Genomic DNA, 6,801 nt, shown 5'->3' with positions numbered 1-6,801 from the left:
CGAGGAATATATTTTTTTTAACTTTGTTCCAGATTTGCATGCAACCTTTTGGTGCTTCAAGGAATCTTGAACATAGATAAACACCAATAATAGCTGTGATACACGCGCTACGACTAAATACAAAAACAAACAAACTTAATACTCCATCTGGAATGGCAGTGACGAAATTACTTGATGGGGAGAGGTATCTTATTCAGACAGTGGATAAGAAATTAACCTTAACAACACACCGCGTGATACAGCGGCAGCAGAACTGGTTTCTGCGCAACAGCAAGTCGATCATGCTCGAAGACATTGTCTCGTGGCAGATCAAAGCTACCGGCAAGCCCCTGTACCTTGCCGCCAGCGCCGCAACAACTTTGCTGGTCTATTTTAACGATTCCTTCGCCCTGTTTAGCGGCTTTTTCCTGATGCTATACCTCATGACCCGCCAGCATCGGATTCATATTGTGTCCCCTTATACCGTTATGGTGCTGCCTATCGAAGAAGTCGAAGAAAACCGGCTGAGCAGCATGGTCGAACTGGTACGGCAAGCGAAGCGAAACCGCATGGAGGTGCTGAAACAAAAGGAACAAGCCAGCACACCGGCATTCGAAACAACCCATCGGAAAAGCGCCTGAAGGCGCTTTTTTTGCTTATCCCCTATCACCTGCGCTTTCGTGATCACATCCTGACCAGCTTTTAATTGCTCCCAACTTTTAGAATTGATATATTTAGGGGCTTTTAACGCAATTCAGGTATGCCAACAGAAGAATTATTATATCCGGACAGAGTGAGGGACCACCAGCAAAAGATAAAGCAGGTGTTCCAGGAGGTAGGCAAGGTCGTGGTAGGACAGTCGTATATGATAAACCGGCTACTCATCGGCCTATTCACGGGCGGCCATATCCTGCTGGAAGGCGTACCGGGCCTGGCCAAAACGCTGACCATCAACTCCCTCGCCCGGGCACTGCGCCTGGACTTCCAACGCATACAGTTCACGCCCGACCTGCTCCCTGCCGACCTGATCGGCACCATGATCTACAACCAGAACGCTTCCCGCTTTGAAGTAAAAAAAGGGCCGATCTTCGCGAACCTGATCCTGGCCGACGAAGTGAACCGTTCCCCTGCCAAGGTGCAGTCCGCCCTGCTGGAGGCCATGCAGGAGAAACAGGTGACCATCGGTGAGACAACGTTCAAACTAGACCTGCCTTTCCTGGTACTGGCCACCCAAAACCCGGTGGAGCACGAGGGAACCTACCCGCTGCCCGAAGCCCAGGTAGACCGCTTTATGATGAAGGTATACATCGACTACCCCAAAAAGTCCGATGAACTGGAGATCATGCGGCGTATGGCCAACATGGCGTTTAATGACACGGTGAACAAGGTGCTTTCCAAAGAAGATATTTTTGCTATCCGCAGCGAGATCAACCAGGTGCAGATATCCGAAACGCTGGAAAAATACATCATCGAGCTGGTGTTCGCCACCCGCCGCCCGGCAGAATATGACCTCAACGAGTTTGCCGATTACATCCAGTTTGGGGTGTCGCCCCGTGCCAGCATTGCCCTGAACCGGGCTGCCAAAGCCATTGCCTACTTTGATGACCGCGATTACGTGTTGCCGGAAGATATCAAAGAAGTGGCGCACGATGTGATGAACCACCGCATCATCCTCAACTACGAAGCAGAGGCCGACGGCATCCGGACAAAAGATTTTATCGAAGCCGTACTGCGCAAAGTCCCGATCAGCTAAACTCCTGCTCTTCCCAGACACCAACGAGCCGTTGCCGGACGCAGCCGGCCAGGCATGCTATACCTTGATTTAAACTCCTTCTTCTGCGCTCCCGTAATTTTAAAACCTGTCGCCCATCTGTTAGCCCAGCTGTGAACGCGGGTTTTCTATGGTATAACAAATGAAGGTATAGGCTATGTTAAGAGGTTTATTCAGGTTCTGGATGTTAAGTAAACTGTTCGGCGGCAGAGGGAGCGCGGGCGGAAGAAGAGGAAGAGGAGGTTGTGGCGGCATGGGCTGTATCGGGCTGATCCTACTGGCGGTGCTTGCCTACTTTCTGTTCCAGTACCTGAGCGGTGGGAACACAACAGCGGACTTCTAGGGTTTGCCGCAGGCATAAAAAAGAAAAAGGCCCGCTCTTTCGAGGCGGGCCTTCGCGCAGCGTGGGAGACTAAGCCACGCTGCTAGTGATTGCAGCATCAGTTCTCACCCATACATGCGCAATCAGTGTTTTTTAGTACGCTGTAGCGTTCGGATCGAAGTTCGTCCAACCGGCAGTCCAGTCGGTCGTACCGAAGGCGCCTCTGTAAGCCACTTGTTCAAAACCAGCCAGTCCGGCAAAGTCAGCACCAGAAAGCAACTCAGAACCAGTACCCGGCAGGAAGGTTGGAACACCAGACTGCTTGAACGAGCCTTCTATTTTCGCATCGACATTGGTTGCTTTCTGCGCGTTGTTGTTGCTCGTAAACCAGGCATTGATGTCAAACTCGTTGTCCTTCACGTTAAGGGGAGTTGTAGCTGCAACGATCACGTTGTTCTTGAACTGCAGCGTGTTGTTGGTGGCATTACTTGCCGTAGCCACGCCATCCAGCAGCAAGCCTTTTGGCCAGCCTGCGATCACCGAGTTATAAACCGAGATGTTGCTGTTCCGGCGGATGTGCATACCGCTGGCATACTTAGAGTTAACGGTAGTGGTAGACGTAGCCAGTGGACCAAATAAGCTTACGTTGGAGAACTTAGCACTGGTAACCGGGCCGTTGGTGGTGCCCTTACTGTCGTTGTCTGACTCAAAACCATTTGAGCTCGATACGTCGGCCACATTCGGATCAGAAATACCTACCAGGTACTGCAGCGTGCCAGAGTAACCGTTGTCGGTATCGAACATATCGTCTACCGTCTTATAAGCGATCAGGTGTTTGGCATTGACGTTACCACCAAACCACTCGAAAGAGTCATCGCCACTGTAAGATACCTGCACGAAATCTATTTCTGTACCGCTTCCTACCCCACCGAAGGTGATGCCGTTGATCTCGTTATCCGTCTGGTATGCAATGCCGCCAAATTCCACGCGCACATACTTCAGCACACCCGAGTTATCATCGGCTTTGCTGCCACCATACATTCTGTCCACGCCGCCTTCGATAGCTGCAGCGCTACCCAGGTTTACCGGCGCGTTTCCAAGGATGATCAGGCCACCCCAGTCACCGGCCTTACGGGCTCCTGGTGCTTCATTGGAAGTAAAAACAATTGGCTTTTCAGCTGTACCGCGGGCAATGATCTGAGCACCGCGCTCAATGATCAGGGAGCCTTTTGTAGTCTTATCGCCTTTGATGATGGTGCCTGGCTCTATGGTTAGTTTGGCAGGAGCCTGCACGTATACAAATCCTTTCAACAGGTACTTCTTATCCGCTTTCAGCGTCATGTCAGAAGAAATATTGCCGGTTAACTCTACAACACCGGTAGTCTGATCGATCGGTGTTACCGTGTCGCTGTCGTTATCGTCGTCGCAGGATACGGTGGCTACACCTAAAAGAGCCAGCAATAGGAATGTGCTTACTTTTTTCATCTTTTTCTTGGTTATAGGTTGTTGTCTTGTTTGATTATGGTTGATTAGAACTTGTAGTTAACTCCGATGGTGGAGTAGCTGCCGCGGCGGAATGTCGTGTAATCATCATCCACGCTGTTGATCCTGGCGTCGTTGTTGGAGTCCTGCACGAGTCTTATTTTTTGATTGAGGATGTCCTGGATACCGGCCTTCAGTTCCAGGTGGCGGCCGATGCCTTTGGTAATAGACAGATCCAGCACGTTGCGTGGCATTTCGTACACCGACGGCGCGTCGTTGTCGCCTACCGCGAAAATGCGCTTGCCGATCACGTTGTAAAGCAGGTTCACCTGCAGGTCTTTCTCATCATCCTGGTAGTAGACTCCGGCATTCACGATGAAAGGAGACTGACCGTACATGGCTCTTTCTTTTGCCTGGTTCTCAGCCTTTTCGCCAAGGTTGATTTTGCTGTCGATCAGGGAGGCGTTCAGCACCAAGCTCATGTTCTGGATCAGGCGGCGGTTCGAGAGATTCAGGAACGATTTGCGTATCTCTGTTTCGATACCGTAGCTCTGGGCGCTCTCGGCATTATTCGTTTCGAAGATAGAATTACTCGAAGAAGGCAGAATATAGGTTTCAATCGGGTTTTTGAAGTACTTGTAAAACGCTCCGAAGGAGATAATTTCGGTTGGGTTCGGATAGAATTCATAACGCAGGTCCACGTTGTGGATGGTCGCTGTCGTTACATCCTCGTTGCCCTGTATCTCGGCATTCATCTGGAAGTCGTAGTAAGCAAACGGTGCCAGTTCCCGGAACTCCGGCCGGTTCACGCTCACGCTGTAGCCGCCACGCAGCAGGGCGCGCTGGGTCAGGTTATACGTAGCGTTCAGCGACGGCAGGAAACTGGTGATCGGGTTGTCTACTTTTACCGGTACTCCGCCAAAGCGGGTGGTTTCCAGTTGCTGGCGGTTATACTCTACCCGCACGCCGCCCGAAAGATTGAGCTTGTCCTGCACCGGAAGCGAACCTCCTACATAACCGGCTACCAACGTATTGACAGCGTCATAGCGGTCGGTTGGGTTGGTGCCTTCTTTCAGGCTGAAGCCGGTAGTCGGGTTGATATTGTCCTGTGTGAAGAGTTGCGACAGCGGCTGCGTGAGCAGACTGGTATTGAACTGAGAAGGATCGGCCACGGTATAAGCCATCCAGCGGGCGTCGAACGTTCTGTCTTTGCGCTCGGCGTACACGCCGGCCCGTATTTTCGGCTGGTTTTCTGTTAATGTATCTCCCTTGGAAAACTTGTGCTCTACCTGCGCACCTCCAATAAAGGCATTCTCATGCAGTTCGGAGTAAAACCGGCCCGCGTCGAAAGTAGAAGCTGCATAGGGAATCACCCATTCAAAAGGATTCTCGGTGCCGGCTGCACGCTGCGACCGGATTCTTCTGTAATCGGGTTCGTTGCGGTTGGTATAGTTGTAGCCGGCAGTCCAGGTATAGGTTGTTTTCTCTTCATTGCGATCATGCGTACCCTGCAGCTGGCCAGAGTAAATGGAGCGGCTTTCGTAACGCTGTGCCACGTTCTTCACGTCTACATCGTTGCTCTGCTGGTAGCCACTTCGCTCAATTACCTGGCTCTGGCCGAGTTGGTTGAACAGGTTCCGAAACTCCAGTTTATTGTTGTTATTCAGTCGGAACGACCAGTTGCTGATCACACCCAGCCGGGCATTCTGGCTATACTCCTTGTCCAGGTACTGATACTCGGTACGCTGCGACACCGGCATGCCTTCGTACCACTTGTAGTAGCGGAAACGATCGACCTCGTTGTACTGGTTGGTGTTGCTGTAGGAGATGGATGAAATATTGCTGATGTCTACATTACCCAGATCAAAGCGGCGGGTAAGACCCAGCGATAGGCGCATATCGGGCACAGCACCTGCCTCTTTCAGCCCCCAGTTATTGCTCAGTTTTCGTGCTACATTGGTAAGTTCACTATTGCTCACGCTGTTCAAATTTCCTGGAAATGAGGAAGGCAGTGCGCGGGTTCCGTCATCGAAGCCCAGGAAGTCTGTTTTGCCGCCGTTGTAGGTCTTGAAGTTCTGGAAGGTAGTGCCGCTCCGATACCCCCCTGTTATACCCAGGCTGGTGGTGTTTTCGTCTGCAAAGTTTTTGGTATAGATCTTAATCACACCGCCGCCAAACTCGCCCGGCAGTTCCGGAGAACCCGACTTGAACACCAGGATACGGTCCAGCACGCTGGTAGGCACTACATCAAAAGAGAAAGCACGGGAGTCGGTCTCTGTACTTGGCGTGAGTGCGTCGTTGAGCATAACCGTGTTGTAGCGCTCGCTCAGGCCGCGTATCATAATGTACCGGTCGTTCATCACGGTTACACCCGGTATGCGCCGCACCACCGCTGCCGCATCCCGGTCCAGTGACTTGGCGATCTGCTCTCCCGAAACGCCACTTACCACAATCTCACTCTGCTTCAGGTCTTCCATCAGCGCCATTTCGGTATTGGTTTGGCGGGTACCTACGATGGTCACGGTCTGGATCTCGGTGCTGTTCTGCTCGATCTCCACGTTCAGGGTAGTTGTTTTCCCAGGCTCGATCTTGATGTTGGTATGTTCTGTTGGCTTGTAAGAAAGCGATGTGATGGAGATCTGGTATAAGCCTGCGTCCAGCGGCAAACTATAAGTACCTTCGACATCCGTGGTGGTGCCCTTGGCAGATCCTTTGATGAATACGACAGCGCCTATAATGGCTTCGCCGCTTGTCTTGTCTGTTACTTTCCCGGATAGTGTGCCCTGTTGCGCAAAACTACAAATGGTCGTGGCCAGGATGGTGAGAATGGTGAGGATTGATTTCATTACGGTTAATAGTTCTTAGTCTCGCTGCAAAAGTAGACCAGGCCTTTTAAGCCATGATTACCGCTCTGTTATCAAACTGTTAAAGATCAGGCATCCATATTAACTCTCTGTTAAGCACTCCGGGTACTGCCCTTCTGCCACTCCTTAGTAGTATAGAAAAGGTATAAAGTAGCCCGTGGCCAAGACTAAAAACCTGCCGGGATTCCTGTTCTCTATACCTTCCTTTCATAACTGACAAGCCACCGCCTCAGCTACAACCGGGCAGGTGCTGCTAAAAATAGCCGACCACTCCCGATCGCCGCAGGAGCAGTTGATGTCTGTGCCGCCAGGTATAGCAGGATCAATAGAGGAGGTATGGCAGGTGTTGTCAGGGCGGCTTAATTGTTAACATTTTCGTAACA

5 protein-coding genes are annotated in these 6,801 nt (G+C 51.4%); 3 read left to right on the top strand and 2 right to left on the bottom strand.

Annotated features, from left to right (window positions below):
- Window positions 1–200: 200 nt before the first annotated feature.
- The 3 genes from OB13_RS17460 to OB13_RS17450 all read left to right on the top strand — a co-directional run bounded on the left by OB13_RS17460 (window position 201) and on the right by OB13_RS17450 (window position 2,093).
- A complete protein-coding gene (locus OB13_RS17460; protein WP_461491467.1) occupies window positions 201–620 on the top strand; it encodes a hypothetical protein in 420 nt (139 codons plus the stop codon).
- A 119-nt stretch (window positions 621–739) separates the two neighbouring features.
- Window positions 740–1,732 carry an AAA family ATPase gene (locus tag OB13_RS17455; protein ID WP_461491466.1) on the top strand — a complete coding sequence of 331 codons (993 nt, stop codon included), beginning with the start codon at window positions 740–742 and terminating at the stop codon, window positions 1,730–1,732.
- Between the two features lie 202 nt (window positions 1,733–1,934).
- Complete coding sequence (locus OB13_RS17450) at window positions 1,935–2,093, top strand: hypothetical protein (protein ID WP_461491465.1); 159 nt, start codon at window positions 1,935–1,937, stop codon at window positions 2,091–2,093.
- Between the two features lie 132 nt (window positions 2,094–2,225).
- Here OB13_RS17450 and OB13_RS17445 read toward each other — a convergent pair whose 3' ends face one another.
- Together OB13_RS17445 and OB13_RS17440 are read right to left on the bottom strand one after the other, a co-directional pair.
- Window positions 2,226–3,557 carry a T9SS C-terminal target domain-containing protein gene (locus OB13_RS17445; RefSeq protein ID WP_461491464.1) on the bottom strand — a complete coding sequence of 444 codons (1,332 nt, stop codon included), beginning with the start codon at window positions 3,555–3,557 and terminating at the stop codon, window positions 2,226–2,228.
- A gap of 44 nt (window positions 3,558–3,601) precedes the next feature.
- Window positions 3,602–6,400 carry a TonB-dependent receptor gene (locus OB13_RS17440; RefSeq protein ID WP_461491463.1) on the bottom strand — a complete coding sequence of 933 codons (2,799 nt, stop codon included), beginning with the start codon at window positions 6,398–6,400 and terminating at the stop codon, window positions 3,602–3,604.
- Between the last annotated feature and the right edge of the window lie 401 nt (window positions 6,401–6,801).

Source organism: Pontibacter sp. HJ8, assembly GCF_054824225.1.
Note: the sequence above shows the minus strand (reverse complement) of the source record. Positions and strands in the feature narration are given on the sequence as shown.

Bases quoted from the DNA above. Each gene is read 5' to 3' on its own strand.
- OB13_RS17455 (WP_461491466.1), top strand. From the start codon at position 740: ATGCCAACAGAAGAATTATTATATCCGGACAGAGTGAGGGACCACCAG.
- OB13_RS17445 (WP_461491464.1), bottom strand. From the start codon at position 3,557: ATGAAAAAAGTAAGCACATTCCTATTGCTGGCTCTTTTAGGTGTAGCC.
- OB13_RS17450 (WP_461491465.1), top strand. From the start codon at position 1,935: ATGTTAAGTAAACTGTTCGGCGGCAGAGGGAGCGCGGGCGGAAGAAGA.
- OB13_RS17440 (WP_461491463.1), bottom strand. From the start codon at position 6,400: ATGAAATCAATCCTCACCATTCTCACCATCCTGGCCACGACCATTTGT.